Below are 14,298 nucleotides of genomic sequence, written 5' to 3' on the forward strand. Positions count from 1 at the left end.
ATTTACTGCAAAAGAAAAACAGATGTGTATCTTTTCCAACCCGCCAATGCCGGGTCGCCATGGAAGAACGCAGTGCGAGTCATCGGTGCCCTAACGATGCGGTTCGCCAGCTTCATCGCGCCGATACGGAAAGGACGAAACGGGACATCGGTAGCGGTCATCACGGCTCCTTTGAATAGGCCTTGGCGATATACACGCTACACTAGGTCACCCCGGTATACGCAACTAAACCGCGTGGGTGACGAGCGTGTGGGCACGTCACTGCATGGGTTCGCCGGTATGCAATTTTCTTCGCGGAAGCCATGCGCGTCCAGACATCCGCTCGAAGTGCTTGATGATCGCGTCGGTATGCGCTCGCGGCCGCTGTGGTCACGCGAGCGGCCGCTCGCGGAAAGCCTTAGCCGCCCGATGCGCCATTAGACCTGCGCTGTCACGTAACTCGCCTGCGCGGATGCCACGCGAGTCAGGCCGATGACCTCGCGCGCATCGCTCTGCTCACCGCGCGCCAGCAACCCCAATCGCGTCCAGTTCCCTCAACACTTCGTCACTCAACGCGATATCGGCAGCCTTCAAGTTCTCGCGCAAATGCGTCACCGACGACGTGCCCGGAATGAGCAGCATGTTCGGGGATCGATGCAGCAGCCACGCAAGCGCAATCTGCATCGCCGTTGCGTTCAGACGCGCTGCGATATGCGACAGCGCATCCGATTGAATCGGCGAGAAGCCGCCGAGCGGAAAGAACGGCACATACGCAAGGTGTTCCCGCGCCAGCTCATCGACGAGCGCGTCGTCATCGCGATTCACGAGGTTGTAGTGATTCTGCACGCATACGATCGGCGCAATCTTTCGCGCGTCGCGCACCTGCGTCGACGTGGCATTCGACAAGCCGATGTGACGGATCTTACCCTCCTGCCGCATCGTGGCGAGCGCGTGCAACTGCGGTTCGATCGAGCCTTCCGTCGGCCGATGAATGTCGCCCATGATGCGAAGGTTGACCACGTCGATGGCATCGACAGCGAGATTGCGAAGATTGTCTTCGACGCCGCGGCGCAGATCGTCGGGCCCGAACGCGGGCAGCCAGCCGCCCTTGTCGTCACGCACGGCGCCGACCTTGGTCACGATCGTCAAATTCGACGGGTACGGATGCAGCGCCTCCCGGATGATTTGGTTAGTGACGTGCGGACCGTAGAAATCGCTCGTATCAATATGATTCACGCCCGCAGCGACGGCTTCCCTTAACACAGCGACGGCGGCAGCGCGATCCTTCGGCGGGCCGAAGACGCCCGGCCCCGCAAGCTGCATTGCCCCATAACCCATTCGGTTCACTTCGCGTCCCGCAAACTCATAAGTCTTCTTCATCGCTTGACTCCGGTGGCTGATTCGATGGCGCTCATTATCTCCAGCTTGCCGCGTTGAATAAATGACGCTAACTTGCACGGGTTGTTCAAAATTTGAAACGATACGAACGTGGAGCTGAACGATCTCGCTGCTTTTATTTCTGTTGCCCGTGCAGGCGGCTTTCGCGACGCGGCCCGCACGAATGGGGTATCGGCGTCCAGTCTCTCGATTGCGGTGCGCAGGCTCGAAACGAAGCTGGGATTGCGCTTGCTGAACCGCACGACGCGCAGCGTGTCCCCGACGGAGGCGGGTCAGCGGTTGATCGAAACGCTGACGCCCTTGTTCGGCGAGATGGAAGCAGCGCTCGATGTGCTGAACGGCTATCGCGATTCGCCGAGCGGCACGCTAAAGCTCAACGTTCCGGCGAGCGCTGCGCGCACGCTGCTACCGGCGCTGCTCGCCGGGTTCATGCAGGCGTATCCCGACATTCGCGTCGAAGTGATGGTGGAAGACGGCTTCGTCGATGTCCTGTCGATCGGCTGCGATGCAGGCATCCGCTACGACGACAAGCTCGAACAGGACATGATCGCGATGCCGATTGGCCCGCGCGTTCAGCACTTCACGACGGCCGCTTCGCCCGGCTATCTGCAGGCGCACGGCATGCCAGGCCATCCGCGCGATTTGCTCTCTCATATCACTGTGCGTGGGCAGTTCTCGGGCGGTGCGCGGCCAGTGTGGCAGTTCGAACGCGATGGCGAAGTTGTACGCGTCGATCCGCCGTCGCGTCTCGTGGTGCGTCCCGGCGCGGCATTGGGCTTGATGATCGACGCCGCGATCGCGGGGCTTGGCGTCATTCATCTCTTCGAGGAAATGTTGCAGCCGCACGTCAAAAGCGGCGCGCTCGTGCCGATACTCGACGACTGGAAACAGCCGTTTCCCGGGCCGTTTTTGTACTATCCAGGACGCCGGCATGTGCCCGCGCCGCTGCGCGCGTTCATCGACTGGCTGAAGGAAAACGATCGCATGTAGCGCGAGAAATACAGACGCGTCATCGTCCCCGCCAGGAGTTCCGAAGTAAGCAAACCGCGACCACCGAACGGTTGCCTCGCTACCGGCGACAGCTACGGACGACGTGCGTATGCGGCAAGTCGGCGATTGAACAATATTGGAAATTATTGCTATACAATAGACTTACTGAAAACATGCCGAGGGTCAGCAAATGGTCACGGAAACTAGAACGTTGACGGCGCAGGTCCCCGTCGAACTAGCCCGAGAAGTAGATGCTCTTTCCGAGCTTCTTGAACGGCCACGCCAGTGGATCATCAAGAAGGCGCTGGTGCAGTTTCTAGCGCGCGAGGCAGAGAAGCGACGCCTAATTCAGGAAGGTCTCGATGACGTTACCGCGGGTCGCTTGACGTCAATGGAGCAAGCTCGTGCGTGGGCGAACAGTTTGGGCACCGACAACGAATTATCGGTACCGAAGGCGTGAGCATCAAAATCCTGCCGACCAGCAAGGCAATGTCCGACCTGAGCGTCATCGCGGCGCACGTGAAGAAACATAACGATGCCGCGGCTGCCCGGAAGGTCGTCAACGCGCTGCTCGATGAGGCGGAGCGCTTGGGCCAAGAGCATTTTCATCGTCTCGGCGAGGAATTGGACGGCTACGATGGACCCCCGGCGCGAGAAGTACATCGCTGGGTCTGCCTTGCTGGTCGTTTAGAACTGCACTACGAGGTGCTTCCAGCCTACGCGGAAGAGCCGAAGGCCATTGCGATCCTTCGCGTCTGGGACACTCGACAAGACCGTTGAACCAACGTGGGCCCAAGCTGGACGCCTCGGGGCGGCACCCGCCGTCCACAGCCGTCGCTCGCGCACGACCGGGGCCCTGCTATGCATCCAAAAGGTCCGCTGCCCCGCCCCGCCCGACTTTCCCTCCTTCTCCCCTCGCAAAATAACGGAATCCATATATAACGTAACGTCGCCGATAACGTAACGGGGGCGCGTTATGGCAGGCGATGCGACGATCACTCAGGATCAGGTCAGTCGAGCCGCCGAGGCAATCATAGACTCGGGGACGCGGCCCACCGCGGGCGCGATCCGAGAGCGCGTCGGAAAAGGGTCGATGGCAACTGTCCTCAAGTTCTTTCAGGCGTGGCGTGACGCGCAAGTGAAGGTGGCAGAAGCGCCGGTGCCGCCGGCGCTTCAGAAAGGGTTGCTGGATTTCGTCACGTCTGCAGTGGAGTCTGCCAAACCTTATTCAGCGGCCGAGATGGAAGTCGCGACTTAGGCAAACGCCGACCTCATTCTGGAATCGGAGCGGCGGGCGCTCATGATTGAAAATCTAACCAGCACGCTCGAAACGGTGTACGGGAGAAGGCGGAGATCACCGGCCGCCTTAAGCAGGTGCTGGCGGGAACGCAACGCCGCAATGGAAGAATCCAGCCGAGCGTCAAGCAGCTGAAACTGCGCTAACTGAATTGCCAAGGCTCTGCTGCGTCTGGAAACGTTGCCGCGGCTCGAAAACGGGTCGATCATGCGCCTGAACGTGAACGAGCCCTTTCAGAAAGCGCATCCGGTCAGCTTTCCGTATCTGACTGACCTCGGCTACGACAAGAACATCGCGTCTGTCACAAGCTGGACGATTACACCGTGCGCTTCGCGCTCAAGACGCCGGACGTCGTGTTCGTGCGCCAACGTGGCAATGGAGTTCGCATCGATCGTTTCGGCGGAATATGCCGCGCAGCTGCTCAAGTCGGGCAAGGTGGAGGACTTCAATCAGAAGCCCGTTGGCACCGGCGCTTTCGTTTTCCGCGATTATCAGAAAGCCTTGACGATTCGCTACGACGCCAATTCGACCTTCTGGAACCGGAAGGACGTGCACATCGACGAGCTCGTCCTCCCCATAAATGCCAGATCACGTCTTTCGCCCGGCCGACCGATATTGCGAGCGCCACGAAGAAGCCGAATCTCGCGGTGCTGTCGGGCGTGGGCTTCAACGTTGGGCGGCGGGTATCCGCTGTACGAACGCACGGAGCGCGGCGAAATGATTGCGCGTGTACGCCGCGCGGCTTTTGGTGACGGTTTGCGGCTTGTTGGCCATGGCGGCGCTTTTTATCGTTGTGAGAGGCCCGTTGGGACGGGGCGTAGACGCCCTACCCCCTTATTTTACCCATTAACCTTAATCCTGATAATACGAGTTATCAGGATTAGAATCGACACGGCGGGCGGTAACTCTTGGCTATTCGCTGTTTGGTGAATGTTCCAAGCGGCTGGCACTAAGTTCGATCTGAATACTGAGCCGCCGACCGAGAATCGCCGTGGAACCCATCACTGTCGTTCGCGAGGTGCTGTCACGCACGCCCCGGCAATGAAGTTCGCACTGCCAGTTGCTGCGCTCGTGGCGGTTGCCGTATTGATCAGGGATAGGAAAAAGGTGGTGAGACGCCGTTTTCGGCGCACTGGTGGTTATGCTTTCTACAGCAGCGTCGGGGGCAACGTTTATCGCACGATCGTGCCATTAACAATCGGCGCTGTTCTTGATGCGGTTTCCACGTGGAAACGGAAAATTCCCACAGCTTTCCTCCCTGACAGCGACCTGGCGAACCTTAGGCTCCGTCGACCAACTACTCCGCGCAGGTTGGAATCACGCTCCCCGTGCAGGCAACGCGTATTAGCACGTCTGGACTAACTATCGAGATGGCTCGTCGAAACCGTCCGCTGGCGAGACCCACTAGCGAAAACCGGAACACATGGTTGAGGTCACCTTCTTCCTCAAGCCTACCAGTCAAAGGCGGAGCCACCGCATACCGAAACTAACGTAGTCGTCAGCAGGGCGCGCCTGTCCTCTGGCCCGGATCCACCCTGACGCCCCAAGGTGCCCGCGGTATCATGAGGGGTATCTGAGCGAGGTGTCTCATGGGAAATATTTGGACCGAACCGGCAGTGAGCGGGCACGACACGAAGGAAGAAGCCGAAGCCTACGACGATTGGTTCCGAAAGGAAGTCCAACTCGCGCTCGATGAGAAAGGCGAAGACATTCCGCACGATCAGGTCGTCGCGGAGATGCGCGCGCACATCGAGGCGAAACGACGGGCACGCAATGGTCGCTGACTGGCGCCCGCGCGCTCGGCGCAGACTTCCAGAGCATTTACGATCACATTGAAGAAGACAATCCGGCCGCCGCAGACTTCGTATTCGAAGCTCTCATCGCGGCGGCCGCTTCTTTGCCCGATCACCCCTACGTCTACCGCGAAGGCCGCAAGCCAAACACCCGGGAGATGGTCGTGATGCCGAACTACATCATTGTGTATCGCGTGAAGCGCGATCGTATCCAGATCGTGAACGTGCTTCACGCGCGGCGTCGTTACCCCTGAATCTCCCGTAGCATGGGGCCTGCACGAAGTGCTCCGCCTCCGTTACCAATCCAGTTATGCGATCGTAGGATCGGAGAGCGAATGCAGCTCGACGAAGCTGCGCCCGATCGTCACTCCCTTTAGGATGTCTGCCGTCCGTCGCTGGCGCGGCTTGACTTTGCCACGCGGACCGTAATCTGTCACTTGCACTGCGCTGCCTAAACAATTTCAACGGGTTGCCGTTATGCACAGTTGTGCCTGCCCATGTGCGGGCCGTCGCAACCGCTTAAATCGCGACAAATTCAACAAGTGACAGAGGAAAAATGTATTTCACTACGCCCCAATGGTGGGAAGACGCTCGACAACTGACAGAGATTCAGCGCGACGTCACTGGCAAAATCGTAGAGTCGTCAGTCGCTGCCGGAATGAACGACCTGCAAGCGAGGCGCAAGGCCTATGGGATGTTTCTCGACCTTGCGAAGGCAGAGATGAATTTGAGCAGCGTCGTACTTCGCCAGACTGTCGGTATTTATGAGCGCTTTGGGCAGTCGGAGATGAGGCCCGAACTTACGCGACTGTTCGGACTTACGGACATTTCTGCGCTCACTTCGAAAAGCGACGAGGAGGTGAAGCTTGCGCTGACGCTGAAGAAAGCCGATCCCCAGATTACGCGCCATGAACTGCTGAGCCGTCTGTCGATGCACTAGACCCTCGGTGACCGTGCGGCAGGCACGGTCGAACGGACCCCTCAATCGGAAAGATCACGCAACGATGCTGGAATCGTATAAGAAGCTGAACACGTCTGACTGGATGGAAATCGGCCGGGAGCTACTGGCCTACAAGAAGCAAGTGCGAGCCGCGTACCCGGGTGACTCCATTTACCGCGAAAGGCGCGCTGCTCAACTCTTCTATGACTTCGCCGAGGTTACCCACAAAATAGGAAAGGGAACGGCGCGTCACCTGATCAGGAACTACGAACGGTTCGGCGCGTCATCTATGAGAGACGACCTTGAACGTGCTTTTACCACCAGCGAGTTGACCATACTGGCGGGAAGGACAGACGAAGAGGTCGCTGACGCTCTCAGGTTTAGGCTCGCAAACCCCGGCGCTGGCCGCGAAAAACTGAGAGCCTATCTGAAATCGACGACTGCGAAAGATGTACTCGATAACTGACGTTGAGCAGGCCATCAACTATTGGCGGGCGCGCCAAGCTTCGACGGACGATTTCTCCATCTGCCCGCGCGGTCGCGTGCTCGCTGACGTCTATGGCTCGATGATTTTTCACCAGCAAGAATTTGTTGAGCCGCGGCACCTGACACCGGAGCAGAACGAGGCGCTGAGCCTAGCTCTCGCCCAGAGAGAGCTTTTCTAGGTAGTGCATGTAGCGGAAAGGCTGTCGGAAAACTCAGCACACCTACCCTGTCAAGTGCGCGCCGCGCGTGCCGTTAACTGAGCCATCGCGAATCTTCCACGGCTCACACGTTCTCTTCTATTCGCAGTCGCGTTCTTGCTGCTTCGGTCGCCATCGTCGTTGCAGGCTTGGCCGTCAATACGGGCGTCAACTACACAGTCGCTCATCGCTATAACAGCGAATCTATCGAAAACAGCCTAACGGCGGTTCTTACCGGCCACGAGGCCGGTATCGAGGAATGGGTCACATCGAAAACGCAGATGATCGGAAGCTCGTGCGTACCCGCGCGGTCCCGGGCACCGATTGGCTGACTCTCGTTGCGCTCGACAAGTCTGAAGCGACTGCCGGGATGCGTTCGCTGCTGGCTGGCTCGATCGCTTCGCTCGCCGTGCTTGCTGCGATCGCCGCCGCCATTATTGGCGCCGTAACCGGAGCGGCGTTCAGAGGTCTTGCGAGGGTGCGTGGCGCTATGGAAGGTATCGGCTCGGGCAGCGGAGACCTCACGCAACGCCTGCCTGCCGCCGGCAACGATGAAGTCGCGCAGATCGCTCGCTCTTTCAACGCGTTCGTCGGCAAGATCAACAGCGTGATGGTGCAGATCCGCGACACGAGCGAGGCCGTTCGCCATGCCGCCAACGAGATCGCATCGGGCAACCACGACCTGTCGCGTCGCACCGAATCGGCTGCCGCAAGCCTCGAGGAGACTGCTGCTTCGTAAGCGGCTCGCGAGGGCCGTTCTCGACGGCTGATTGAGATGGTCGGTAGTTTGGTTCCCACTAAACGATTTGATGGGAACTAAAGTGGACGAGACATTGAGTCGTAGCCCGAAGTTCAAACGACCGAACTTTCCCGTCGCTACCAAGCGGCACTTGGCCGAGCAGACCTTCGAGCCCGGGGCTTCTGTATCGCTGGTTGCGCGGCGTAACGACATCAACACCAATCTGCTGTTCAGGTGGCGACGGCAGTATCTTCAGGGCATTTTCGGTACACCACATCCCGAGCATGCGGCTGCAGTCGCAAATCCTGAGACCGGTGCGCCGGTACTACTGCCGGTGAGCATTGTGACGGAGACGTCGGAGGTCGCGCCCAATAGCCACGAGACTAACTCGCCACCCGAGAACGTCTGCGAGATCGAATTTGATCGTGCACGCGTTCGCATTGCCGGTGACGTTTCACCGGCGATACTGCGGCTACTCATTCGCGAGCTTACCCGATGATCGGCCTGCCTTCAGGCGCGCGCGTCTGGCTTGTAGCGGGTATCACTGATATGCGTTGCGGCTTCCAGGGTCTGGCCGCCAAGGTGCAAACGGCGCTTGAAGAGAACCCCCTGGGCGGGAACGTCTTCATTTTTCGCGGGCGCCGCGGTGATCTCGTAAAGGTGCTTTGGACTACTGAGGACGGGATCTGGCTTCTCGCGAAACGATTGGAGCGAGGGCGTTTCGTCTGGCCACAGGCCGATGGCGGCAAGGTCTCCCTGACCTCTGCTCAGCTCTCGATGTTGCTTGAGGGCATTGACTGGAGGCAACCACGCCGCACCGCTGCACTGTCGATGTTGTAAACCGCGCGGAAGGCTCGTAAACTGCGCCTCATGTCGAACGGCGCCGATCTCCCTGAGGATGTCCACGCGCTGCAAGCGTTGGTGCTTGCGCAACGCGCGTCGCTTGCCGAACAAAGTGGCGAGATCGAGCGGCTGCGGCGGGACATGGCCGAGCAGGATCTCGAGATCGAGCGGCTGAAGGCGCAGATCGACAAGCTCAAGCGGATGCACTTTGGTCGCAAGTCCGAGCAGCTTGACCGTCAGATCGCCCGGCTCGAGACCGAGCTGGAGGAACTGGCTGCCGGGCGCGGCGTTGCGGATGTGCGCCGTGCCCGCGCGTCGCCCGCAAGCACGTCCGGCGGTAACCTGTCGCCGAAGGAGGCGCTGCCGCCCCATCTGCCGCGCGAAGAGCATGTGCTCGAACTCGATCCGGGCTGCCCACTGTGCGGAAACGCCATGCAGTTGATCGGCGAAGACATTTCCGAGCAGCTCGCTCGCGTCTCGGCCGCCTTCAAGGTGATCCGCACGATCCGACGCAAGGGCGTCTGCACCTGCTGCAATCACTTCTCGCAGCCGCCGATGCCTGGTCTGCCGATCGAGCGCAGCATTGCCCACCCGAGCCTGTTGGCTGACATCCTCGTTGCCAAGTACGCGGACCATACCCCGTTGTACCGTCAGTCGGAGATCGCCGCACGCGACGGCGTCACGCTCGACCGCGCGAGCATGGGGCGCTGGGTTGGTCAGTGCGAGGAGCTCTGCCGCCCGCTGACCGAGGCACTGCGCCGCTATACGATGGCCGGCACGAAGCTGCATGCGGACGACACACCGATTCCCGTGCTCGCGCCGGGCAACAAGAAGACCAGGACCGGTCGCCTGTGGGTCTACGTCCGTGACGATCGTCGCTCGGGTTCGAACGAACCGGCCGCAGTGTGGTTCGACTACTCGTCCGACCGCAAAGGCATCCATCCCCAGACCCGTCTCGCCGGATTCAAAGAATCCTGCAAGCGGACGGCTACGATGGCTTCAACGAGCTGTACGCCAGCGGCAAAGTTCGTCAGGCAGCGTGCTGGGACCATGCCAGCAGACGGTACTACGAAATTCACGCCAGCACGCCGACCGACGACACGCAGGAACTGCTCGATATGCTCGGCGAGCTCTACAGCATCGAGGCCGATATCCGCGGCAAACCAGCCACCGAACGGCTGCGAGTGCGGCAAGAGAAGAGCAAGCCTCTGCTCATCGCATTCGAGACGAAGATCAGGGCCAAGGTTGCGACGCTGTCGCGCAAGTCGGAGCTGGCCGGCGCAATCAACTACTCGTTGAATCGCTGGGCCGAATTGATGCTGTTCTGCGAAGACGGTCAGGCCGAGATCAGCAATATCCTGGCCGAAAATGCCCTGCGCTGCGTAAGCCTCGGTCGCAAAAACTTCATGTTCGCCGGTTCCGACAGCGGTGGCGAGAGGGCCGCCGCGATGTATGGTCTGATCGGCAGTTGCAAGCTCAACGGTATCAATCCGCGTACCTATCTCGAATACGTGTTGACCCATATCGCCGATCACAAAGTCAACCGCATCGAAGAGCTACTGCCCTGGAATGTGGCCCCAAAGCTTCGCGACAAGGGCGGCCCTCCTGCCTCAACCTCCTGATTGCCTGGTAGATCACAGATCCTGCCCACGAACGCCGACTTTGGCGAATTGCCCGCGTAACGTCGAGAACGGCCCACGCGAGCCGCTTACGCTGCTTCCATGGAAGAAATCACTTCGACGGTGTCGCAATCGGCCAGCGCCGCTCGACAGGCCGACCAGACCGCGGCCACCGCAGCGAGCGCAGCATCCCGTGGCGGCCCGGTAGTGTCCGACGTCGTCTCGACGATGCAGGAAATCGAAGGCGCGTCCGGGAAGATCAGCGACATCATCGGCGTAATCGAAGGGATCGCCTTTCAGACAAACATTCTTGCGCTTAACGCTGCGGTTGAGGCCGCACGCGCAGGCGAAGACGGCCGGGGGTTCGCCGTTGTGGCGGGCGAAGTGCGCACGCTCGCTCAGCGCAGCGCCCAAGCAGCCAAGGAGATCAAGGAACTGATCGATTCGAGCTTGACCAGTGTGTCGGCGGGTGCGTCGCTGGTGCAGCAAGCAGGCGAGACGATGAACGATATCGTCGGACGTGTGTCGAGCGTCACCACGATCATCGGCGAGATCACGAACGCAGCGGACGAACAGACGCGCGGAATCCAGGAGATCAACCGCGCCGTCTCGCAACTCGACGAAATGGTTCAGCAAAATGCAGCGCTCGTCGAACAGTCGGCGGCAGCCGCATCCTCGCTCCAAACGCAGGCTAATGAGCTCTCAGCCGCCGTTGGTCAGTTCCGCGTCGCGTGAGATCAGCCTTGCCGGCGTCGGCAATGCGCGGACGCCGGCAATAAGGGTTTTCAGTCGAAGGTAGAAACGTGGCGGGAAATGAAAAAAGCCCAAGTCGCTAGACTTGGGCCTTCTAGTAGTCTTCGGTGTCTTGGCGTTACCAGCACCAGAATTCTAGTGGGTAGTGTTGGGATCGAACCAGTGACCCGCCGTGTGAAGGCAGTGCTCTACCGCTGATCGCTCGAACGGGCTCTATTTCATAAGGCTCTCAGGGCTCGCTCAACCACCCAAAGACCGGATTGTTGTCCCTCTCCTGTCCCGTAGCTGTCCCGCCGTTGCGAGGCATTTACTGCTTCGTCCCGAGGAACAGGACGCCCGCATACGACCCCGTTTGAAGGATCGCGTGCATCACCGAGTTATTGACGACGGCCACGCCCGACGCCGACGTGTTCGGGTATGCGCAGGGGTAGGCACCGAAGTTCAAGTTCACGTCGTAGACGTTGCCCGAAGCGTGCGGCTTGATCGTGCCCGTGAACGAGCAACCCGTGCCCGTGCCGGTGATCGAGCCGTTGGCATCCGCCGTGATCGCGACGTTGGAATCCGACCCGAGGTTCGTGACGCTGGTGCCCTTGAAGGTGCCAGTGACGGTCGCTTGGGTCGGCGTCGTGTCGTAGCTGCTGTCGTACTTGCCGTTGAAGACTGTCTTCGCGCCGTTCGGGTATCCGATGGTCGCCGTCAGAGAGGACCTCGGGGTGTACGTGGCGTTGACGCCCACTGATTCCGTGCCTTGGCCTTCAAGGTTGTAGTCGAACCCGGTGCCAATGGACGTGCCATTGCTACTAGACGTGAACGTTCCGACCACTCCGCCAGCGATGACGCTGGGCTGGCCGACGACCGAGTACAGCGAGTACACACGTCCGTTGTCGAGCACGAGAACCGAGGTCTGACGGTTCGTATCGGTCGAGCCCGTGTAGAGTCCGGCTGCCGATTGGTTCGTCGATGCAGGCGTCGAGTTGCTGCCGCCACCGCCGCCACCGCCGCCGCCACATGCCGTGAGGATGACCGCCGCTGCTGCGGCTGTAATGATTTGGCCCTTCATTGCTTATTCTCCTGTGTCTGGCCTGACGTTTGGCCGACGCTCAGTGTAAGATTTTGTAACGTCCGAGGATATTGCGTGCTTACAACAGACCGGACCGAAGTCTAACTTGGTGATCCGTGGCATAGTGCCGCCCCCGCTCGCGCTGCCTTTCCCCTATGCCGGGGCTGCGGCGTGCCCCTCGGAGAAGATCAGCGACCACCTCCTGCCGCACCTTCGCGTCTCATGCGACAAGGCGCGCAGACGCGCAGCCATCCGAGGCGTGCGTCTTTAGCCGAGAAACACACGCCTGATGTGCCGCCGCCCTCACCGCGACGTCGCGTCCATGCTTGACTACGCCCATTGAGCGATAGCCTAAAGTGATTGTCCGAGCAGCCGCTCGGCTTAGCTCAGGAGTCGCAAATATGGCCTTCAGCATCGATGCTCCAAGCATTGCCTTCATTCAAACTCGCCGGGGCGTCAACGCTGTCGCTTTCATCGTTTCCGACGATCAGAAGCGCGTGGGCAAGATCCACGATGTCGTAGAACGCAATGAAACTGTCACCACTCGCGGAACGGCAGGATGCGGGAAAGCGGCGTTGCGGTGACACCTTTGCTTCAGCTTCGAGCGCAATGAAAGTGTCAATTCGCCTCAGTCCGGATTGAATCTGTCACTTCGCATCGCGAACCCTAAATTCGTCTCTATCCTATTGATTTGTTGCTGGAATGGACGTGGCGGAGAGTCAGGCAATTGCGCGGCCCCCGCGACCGAGAGCAAGGTGCGATTCGCACCGACGCAGTTGCGGCCGGAGAAGCGACTATTGCGATAAGAAAACTTATCGCAATAGCGCGGTCTGCATACGCATCTGTAACCGTATCGATACTTGGGCAGGTCGTCGCAATCCTGAACTGTGGCTGTCCGGCCGACACCATTGGCGCTTGACGACCCCTAGGCGCCGCTTGCCCTTTGTATCGCCGAGCGGCAGATGACTGGACAATACGAGCCATTCGGCTTTGCCACATGGTCAGCATGAGCTTTTATTCGCGAGTTGGTCGCCTGCGGCAGAGATCGCCTCAAGCAACGCGGGCGGGGCCACCGGTTTCACCAGATGCAGGTCGAAGCCCGCCTGTTCCGAACGCTCGCGGTCGCCCTTCGTCCCGTAGCCAGTGACGGCGACTATCGTGGCCTTCGCGGTCGCGGGTAATGCGCGCAGCCTGCGCGCCAACTGGTAGCCATCCATGCGCGGCATGCCTATGTCCGCGAACACGACCTGAGGCGCGAAGGTCTTGGCGATCTCCAGCGCGGTTTCTCCGTCAAAAGCTGTACGGACCTCGTGCCCTTCCATCTGGAAAAGCGTCAGCAACGCAGATGCGATGTCCGGTTCGTCATCCACGATCAGGATGCGGCGGCTGACGATTGCCGGCCGGGCGAGCGTTTGATCGGCCGCAGGCTGCGCCGACATAGGGTGCGGCGTGCACGGCAGCGTCACAACGAAGCGGGACCAGCGGCCACTGCGGGCCCGCTCGAGCGTCAACGAGCCGCCATGCCTCTCGACGATCTGCCGCGATACCGCCAGCCCGATGCCGAACCCACCCTGGGAGCGGTCAAGTTCGCGCGGCCCCTGCACGAATAACGAAAACACCCGATCGCGCAGCGGCTCCGCCACGCCAGGGCCGTCGTCGCTGACGCAGACCCTCACCTCACCGTCGCCCACGACCATCGAAATATCGATGTGGCCGTGCGGCGGCGCATAAGTCGTCGCATTGTTCAGCAAGTTGACGAACACCTGGTTAAGGCGCACGGGGTCCCCGGCAATCGTCGCCGAACGGTCGAGTCCATCGATTGTCACGGTCTGCCCGTTCTGCGCGGCCGCAGGACGTATTGCATCGACAGCCTCATCGATGATCGCCGACAGTTCGACCGGCACTGGGTCGATTGAAAACATTCCACGCACCGTTCGGTCCGCCTCGAGCAGATCGTTGAGAATGACCGAAAGGTTGCGCACCTGGCGCTTGACGATATTGCTCGCCGCCGCGGCCGGACTTTGTTCGGGTACTGAACGGCGAATCACCTCGATCGCGCTCTCAATCGGCGCGAGTGGATTGCGCAGTTCGTGGCTCAGCATCGATAGGAACTCATCTCGCTCTCTCAGCAAGACTTCCAGGTCGCGCGTGCGGGCGTCGACGCGAGCTTCGAGTTCCGCATTCGTGCGCTCGAGCTCCGAGCG

At 60.2% G+C, this 14,298-nt stretch carries 17 protein-coding genes and 3 pseudogenes; 16 read left to right on the plus strand and 4 right to left on the minus strand.

Annotated elements, in window-relative coordinates; genetic code table 11:
* Positions 1-2: 2 nt before the first annotated feature.
* Positions 3-161: a hypothetical protein gene (locus NCR34_RS24025; protein ID WP_248324143.1), complete on the minus strand. Its 159-nt coding sequence runs from the start codon at positions 159-161 to the stop codon at positions 3-5.
* 334 nt (positions 162-495) lie between these two features.
* The gene (locus NCR34_RS24030) at positions 496-1,359 is read right to left on the minus strand and encodes an aldo/keto reductase family oxidoreductase (protein ID WP_248324142.1); all 864 of its coding nucleotides are present in this window, start codon (positions 1,357-1,359) and stop codon (positions 496-498) included.
* 108 nt (positions 1,360-1,467) lie between these two features.
* Between NCR34_RS24030 and NCR34_RS24035 the strand changes: the two genes are divergently transcribed.
* From NCR34_RS24035 to NCR34_RS24105, 15 genes and pseudogenes are all read left to right on the plus strand, one after another.
* Positions 1,468-2,367 (plus strand): LysR family transcriptional regulator, encoded by a 900-nt coding sequence (locus NCR34_RS24035; RefSeq protein ID WP_248324141.1) that lies wholly within the window; start codon positions 1,468-1,470, stop codon positions 2,365-2,367.
* Positions 2,368-2,557: 190 nt separating this feature from the next.
* Positions 2,558-2,827: a CopG family ribbon-helix-helix protein gene (locus NCR34_RS24040; protein ID WP_248324140.1), complete on the plus strand. Its 270-nt coding sequence runs from the start codon at positions 2,558-2,560 to the stop codon at positions 2,825-2,827.
* Positions 2,776-3,147 carry a type II toxin-antitoxin system RelE/ParE family toxin gene (locus NCR34_RS24045; protein WP_248324139.1) on the plus strand — a complete coding sequence of 124 codons (372 nt, stop codon included), beginning with the start codon at positions 2,776-2,778 and terminating at the stop codon, positions 3,145-3,147. The genes NCR34_RS24040 and NCR34_RS24045 overlap by 52 nt, the downstream gene beginning before the upstream one ends.
* A gap of 196 nt (positions 3,148-3,343) precedes the next feature.
* Positions 3,344-3,625 carry a DNA-binding protein gene (locus NCR34_RS24050; protein WP_248324138.1) on the plus strand — a complete coding sequence of 94 codons (282 nt, stop codon included), beginning with the start codon at positions 3,344-3,346 and terminating at the stop codon, positions 3,623-3,625.
* Positions 3,626-3,871: 246 nt separating this feature from the next.
* On the plus strand, positions 3,872-4,594 hold the full coding sequence (locus NCR34_RS24055; RefSeq protein WP_248324137.1) for an ABC transporter substrate-binding protein: 723 nt from the start codon (positions 3,872-3,874) through the stop codon (positions 4,592-4,594).
* Between the two features lie 659 nt (positions 4,595-5,253).
* Complete coding sequence (relB, locus tag NCR34_RS24060) at positions 5,254-5,448, plus strand: type II toxin-antitoxin system RelB family antitoxin (protein ID WP_248324136.1); 195 nt, start codon at positions 5,254-5,256, stop codon at positions 5,446-5,448.
* Positions 5,449-5,495: 47 nt separating this feature from the next.
* Positions 5,496-5,711 carry a type II toxin-antitoxin system RelE/ParE family toxin gene (locus tag NCR34_RS24065; protein ID WP_248324246.1) on the plus strand — a complete coding sequence of 72 codons (216 nt, stop codon included), beginning with the start codon at positions 5,496-5,498 and terminating at the stop codon, positions 5,709-5,711.
* 302 nt (positions 5,712-6,013) lie between these two features.
* Entirely contained in the window at positions 6,014-6,397 is a 384-nt protein-coding gene (locus NCR34_RS24070) for a hypothetical protein (protein ID WP_248324135.1), read from the plus strand.
* A gap of 64 nt (positions 6,398-6,461) precedes the next feature.
* Entirely contained in the window at positions 6,462-6,863 is a 402-nt protein-coding gene (locus NCR34_RS24075) for a hypothetical protein (RefSeq protein WP_248324134.1), read from the plus strand.
* Positions 6,847-7,062, plus strand: a complete 216-nt coding sequence (locus NCR34_RS24080; protein WP_248324133.1) for a DUF3717 domain-containing protein — start codon at positions 6,847-6,849, stop codon at positions 7,060-7,062. Before NCR34_RS24075 ends, NCR34_RS24080 begins: the two co-directional genes overlap by 17 nt.
* A 301-nt stretch (positions 7,063-7,363) precedes the next feature.
* Positions 7,364-7,816, plus strand: a pseudogene (locus NCR34_RS24085) (HAMP domain-containing protein); the annotation flags it as partial.
* A 73-nt stretch (positions 7,817-7,889) separates the two neighbouring features.
* Entirely contained in the window at positions 7,890-8,318 is a 429-nt protein-coding gene (gene tnpA, locus NCR34_RS24090; RefSeq protein ID WP_284506671.1) for an IS66-like element accessory protein TnpA, read from the plus strand.
* Positions 8,319-8,368: 50 nt separating this feature from the next.
* Entirely contained in the window at positions 8,369-8,659 is a 291-nt protein-coding gene (gene tnpB / locus NCR34_RS24095) for an IS66 family insertion sequence element accessory protein TnpB (RefSeq protein WP_350029449.1), read from the plus strand.
* Between the two features lie 30 nt (positions 8,660-8,689).
* Positions 8,690-10,284 (plus strand): annotated as a pseudogene (tnpC, locus tag NCR34_RS24100) (IS66 family transposase).
* 90 nt (positions 10,285-10,374) lie between these two features.
* Positions 10,375-11,016 (plus strand): annotated as a pseudogene (locus tag NCR34_RS24105) (methyl-accepting chemotaxis protein); the annotation flags it as partial.
* 325 nt (positions 11,017-11,341) lie between these two features.
* Here NCR34_RS24105 and NCR34_RS24110 read toward each other — a convergent pair.
* Positions 11,342-12,094, minus strand: a complete 753-nt coding sequence (locus tag NCR34_RS24110; RefSeq protein WP_248324131.1) for a hypothetical protein — start codon at positions 12,092-12,094, stop codon at positions 11,342-11,344.
* A gap of 401 nt (positions 12,095-12,495) precedes the next feature.
* Here NCR34_RS24110 and NCR34_RS24115 point away from each other — a divergent pair, with 401 nt between their 5' ends.
* Positions 12,496-12,678 (plus strand): hypothetical protein, encoded by a 183-nt coding sequence (locus NCR34_RS24115; protein WP_248324130.1) that lies wholly within the window; start codon positions 12,496-12,498, stop codon positions 12,676-12,678.
* A gap of 417 nt (positions 12,679-13,095) precedes the next feature.
* On the opposite strand, the gene NCR34_RS24120 is transcribed toward NCR34_RS24115, so the two are convergent.
* Positions 13,096-14,298 (minus strand): hybrid sensor histidine kinase/response regulator (locus NCR34_RS24120; protein ID WP_250501202.1); only part of this gene is annotated, 1,203 nt, incomplete at its 5' end.

It is taken from the genome of Caballeronia sp. GAWG1-5s-s, from assembly GCF_023631445.1.
GTDB lineage: Bacteria > Pseudomonadota > Gammaproteobacteria > Burkholderiales > Burkholderiaceae > Caballeronia.

Bases quoted from the DNA above. Each gene is read 5' to 3' on its own strand.
- NCR34_RS24050 (WP_248324138.1), top strand. From the start codon at position 3,344: ATGGCAGGCGATGCGACGATCACTCAGGATCAGGTCAGTCGAGCCGCC.
- tnpA (WP_284506671.1), top strand. From the start codon at position 7,890: ATGGGAACTAAAGTGGACGAGACATTGAGTCGTAGCCCGAAGTTCAAA.
- NCR34_RS24025 (WP_248324143.1), bottom strand. From the start codon at position 161: ATGACCGCTACCGATGTCCCGTTTCGTCCTTTCCGTATCGGCGCGATG.
- NCR34_RS24080 (WP_248324133.1), top strand. From the start codon at position 6,847: ATGTACTCGATAACTGACGTTGAGCAGGCCATCAACTATTGGCGGGCG.
- relB (WP_248324136.1), top strand. From the start codon at position 5,254: ATGGGAAATATTTGGACCGAACCGGCAGTGAGCGGGCACGACACGAAG.
- tnpB (WP_350029449.1), top strand. From the start codon at position 8,369: ATGCGTTGCGGCTTCCAGGGTCTGGCCGCCAAGGTGCAAACGGCGCTT.
- NCR34_RS24075 (WP_248324134.1), top strand. From the start codon at position 6,462: ATGCTGGAATCGTATAAGAAGCTGAACACGTCTGACTGGATGGAAATC.
- NCR34_RS24115 (WP_248324130.1), top strand. From the start codon at position 12,496: ATGGCCTTCAGCATCGATGCTCCAAGCATTGCCTTCATTCAAACTCGC.
- NCR34_RS24110 (WP_248324131.1), bottom strand. From the start codon at position 12,094: ATGAAGGGCCAAATCATTACAGCCGCAGCAGCGGCGGTCATCCTCACG.
- NCR34_RS24070 (WP_248324135.1), top strand. From the start codon at position 6,014: ATGTATTTCACTACGCCCCAATGGTGGGAAGACGCTCGACAACTGACA.
- NCR34_RS24040 (WP_248324140.1), top strand. From the start codon at position 2,558: ATGGTCACGGAAACTAGAACGTTGACGGCGCAGGTCCCCGTCGAACTA.
- NCR34_RS24055 (WP_248324137.1), top strand. From the start codon at position 3,872: ATGCGCCTGAACGTGAACGAGCCCTTTCAGAAAGCGCATCCGGTCAGC.
- NCR34_RS24030 (WP_248324142.1), bottom strand. From the start codon at position 1,359: ATGAAGAAGACTTATGAGTTTGCGGGACGCGAAGTGAACCGAATGGGT.